This window comes from Phaeovulum vinaykumarii, assembly GCF_900156695.1.
Taxonomy (GTDB): Bacteria; Pseudomonadota; Alphaproteobacteria; order Rhodobacterales; family Rhodobacteraceae; genus Bieblia_A; species Bieblia_A vinaykumarii.
Genome location: NZ_FTOM01000021.1, coordinates 1 through 3,233 on the forward strand (window position 1 = coordinate 1; position 3,233 = coordinate 3,233).

At 59.2% G+C, this 3,233-nt stretch carries 3 protein-coding genes; all 3 read right to left on the reverse strand.

Translation table 11 applies throughout. The annotated features are described in order from the left end of the window. The coding region (locus BW949_RS16310) for a tyrosine-type recombinase/integrase (RefSeq protein ID WP_076367985.1) at nt 1-1,009 on the reverse strand (1,009 nt) is incomplete at its 3' end. Further along, nucleotides 1,002-1,961, reverse strand: a complete 960-nt coding sequence (locus BW949_RS16315; RefSeq protein WP_159440083.1) for a tyrosine-type recombinase/integrase — start codon at nt 1,959-1,961, stop codon at nt 1,002-1,004. The genes BW949_RS16310 and BW949_RS16315, both read right to left, overlap by 8 nt. Then, nucleotides 1,958-3,169: a tyrosine-type recombinase/integrase gene (locus tag BW949_RS16320; RefSeq protein WP_200805155.1), complete on the reverse strand. Its 1,212-nt coding sequence runs from the start codon at nt 3,167-3,169 to the stop codon at nt 1,958-1,960. The genes BW949_RS16315 and BW949_RS16320 overlap by 4 nt, the downstream gene beginning before the upstream one ends. Between the last annotated feature and the right edge of the window lie 64 nt (nt 3,170-3,233).

Genomic DNA, 3,233 nt, shown 5'->3' on the forward strand with positions numbered 1-3,233 from the left:
AGAGGCTTTTCAAGAAAGCCAAGAGGTTGTCCGGTGCTTCGTACCGTGCCTGGCCGACGTCCGCTGGCTGAAGGCGAAGCAGGGCTTCCTCCTTCATCACCATGTCCGCCGACAGATAGACGTGGGTTGTCGTTGGGCTTTCATGTCCGAGCCAGAGCGCGATGACGGAAATGTCGACACCGGATTGCAGCAGGTGCATGGCCGTCGAATGCCGGATGATGTGCGGCGACACCGTGCGCTTGGAAAGATCGGGAAGTGTCACCGCAGCTTTGCCCACTGCAAGTTCCAGCCGCCTCGCAATGCTGGATCGAGTCAGCGACTTGCCAGTCGCACTTGGAAATAGCGGCCTGCTTCCGTTCCGCCGGTCATCTTGATCCACCCATTTGCGCAACGTGGCTGCTGTCTGCCGCCAAAGAGGGACACTGCGCTGTTTGCGGCCCTTCCCCCTGAGATGAACGACAGAACTCGGACCGAGGACCAAGTCATCCAGACGCAAAACAGCGACCTCGGAGACCCGCGCCCCGGTGTTATACATCAGTGCGAGCATCGCGCGATCACGCTGTCCGGTCCAGGTGGCCGGATCGGGCGCGTTCAGGATCGCGTCAATCTCGGCTTTCGAAAGGAAGCCGACGAGGGGTTTGTCATGGCGCTTCATCGGAATCGCAAGGACCTGCTCAATCGTGGCCAAAGCCCCGAAGTCATGGTGTGCGGCGTACTTGAGAAAGGCCCTGATTGACGCAAGCCGAGCGTTCCGGCTGCGCACGCTGTTCCCTCTGACCTTCTCGAGATGGTCGAGGAACCCGAGGATCAGGGCAGCATTCATGTCGCCCATGGTCAGCTCTGTCGGGGCTTTCCTGATATTGACCTGCGCGAACTGCAGGAGCAGTTGGAAAGTGTCACGATAGGCCGCGATTGTGTGGCGACTGACAGCCTTTTGTTGGCCAAGGTGGTCGACGAAGAACTTCTGAATCAGCTTTGCAAATGATGGATTCGGGGCTCGATCAAGCATGGCTGTTCTCCTCCATGACGCAGATCGTTCGCTCGAAGCGCGCACTGGTCATCGCCATCAGTTCGGGAATAGCCTCCATGTACCAATAGGTGCTGACCGGCGTGGCGTGCCCGACATAGGTCGACAGCGCGAGAACGGCGTTGTCTATGTCGACGCCTTCATCGAGCCAGATCATCAATCTGCGACAGACGAAGGTGTGCCGCAGGTCATGGATCCGGACCCGTGCGTGCCCTCCCCTTGGCCGGATCTCGTTGATCACGGGCAATCGCGAGAAAGCGTATAGGACATTGGCATACGGTACCGGCCGTCCGTCGACGTGAAGTGAAAACAGATGCGTCTCGTTCCCTGCGGCCACAGCCTGCCCGCGTGCTGAAACGAACGCTTCCAGCGCCTGGATTGTCGTGGGATGGAGAGGGACCAACCGGCTTGTTCCGAACTTGCTGGCCTTGATGGTTAACTGACCATGTTCAAGATCGGTGTCGGCGAGGCGCAAGGCCAATGCCTCGGATATCCGCAAGCCGGTTGAGGCGAGCAGGCCGAACAGTGTCGAAAGAAGCGCGGGGCGCAAAGCCGGTGTTGGCATCAGCTGGCCAGCTTCCTCGACAATCCTGAGGACCTCGTCGGCCGAATATATGTGGGGCGCCAGCCGCCGTGTCTTGCGTCCGAATGGACTTCCGGGCGGAAAGCTGGTGGCAGGGTCTAGCTCTGACAAATAGCGCGAAAACGGACGCAGCGCTTCGAGGCGACGGGCCCAGGTGAACGGGTCGGCATGTGCGGCGCCCTCGCGTGCCCATCTCATACAAAGGTCCGCGGTCATCGGCCAGATATGGCCGCAGTTCGCGGAAAAACTTGCAAATGATGACACGTGATTATCGGCGTTCGTGGGGATGAACCCGTGGAGATAGCGGCCATCAAGATATTCGGCTGCGGCCTGTGTGAGGGTTCTGCTCATTGAGCGCCTCCTGGCCATGCCAGTGAAACCTTGGACAACCATGCTCTGTCCAGCTTTGTGTAAATCACTGTCGTATCGAGACTGCGATGGCCCATGACGTCTGCGATGACGGGCATCGGTGTGCCCTTCGCCAGAAGCCGTGTGGCGAGGGTGTGACGGAGAATATGAACCTGGCTGCGATCCCAGCCCAGACGACGGTAGGCGGCCAGCATGGTCGTCTGAACGGCGCGTCGTCCAACCGGCTCACCGATAGGTGGCCTGTGTCGGACAAAAATGTTGGGACAAGCGGGCGCTGGCCGCTCATGCAGGATGTAGTCTGCGATCGCCTTCCCAGTCGCTTCCAGCAGCGGCAGAATATCTGCACGACGTCCTTTGCGATGAGTGACCCGGATCGTGCCGTACGCCCAATCGATGTCATCGAGGGTCAGTCCGGCGACCTCGGAAGAGCGCATACCAAGATCGATTAGGCATCTGGCGATGGCGAACGCGCGCCGGCGCTGAGGAAAGTCGGCACTGAACGAACGCAGCAGCGCGTCGACTTCGACGTCCTTGAGAACTTCCGGCAGGGTGGAAGGCTTGGGTCGCGGGGGTCTCGGCAAACCTGCCAGCAAAGGTGTGACGTTATCGCCGATCAACTGCCGATACCGCAGGAAGCAGCGGATCGCGCCAGACAACCCGCGTGCGCAACTTGTGCTGCGGGTGCCGTCACCGATGATAAAGCGCGATATATCAGACCCTGAAATATCATTAATATCAATATTTTGGGTGCCAACAGTGGCCATGAGAAAACGCTTGATGATCCGGCACCGCGCTGCCCGCGTGCTCTCGGAATAGCCCCAAACCTCTCGCATCTTCGCATCGAAGCGTGAGAGCTCCGCATCCATCGGCGTCGTGGTCCGCGTCATAGCGAACCCGGTGTCCTGCATAACCCGCTCAAGCAGATGAAGGGCTGCGCGATTTGTGTGTGTGTCGCCGCGTGTATGGCGATCACACTCGCAAGACGGCATGTGATCGGCGAGAAACTGTTGGATGTTGCGATCCTGTACCTGTCCAAGGGCGACGCCTTCGGTTTTGAGCCAGTCGCCGAAATGGAAAACGGTGGCGAAGTATAGCGCTTGCACCTTGGGCGCATACTTCCCGTCGCTTAAGCGTTGCCGATAGGCGCCGAACACCGGCGCAAGCAAATTGCCCGGGTCGTCCTTCAACATGAATTTGCGTTTGCCAGGTCGCATGTTCGATCTCCTTTACTGCGAAGATCGAAGTGAAGCCCGG

Coding starts and splice junctions, on each gene's coding strand:
- BW949_RS16315 (WP_159440083.1), bottom strand. CDS start 1,961: ATGAGCAGAACCCTCACACAGGCCGCAGCCGAATATCTTGATGGCCGC.
- BW949_RS16320 (WP_200805155.1), bottom strand. CDS start 3,169: ATGTTGAAGGACGACCCGGGCAATTTGCTTGCGCCGGTGTTCGGCGCC.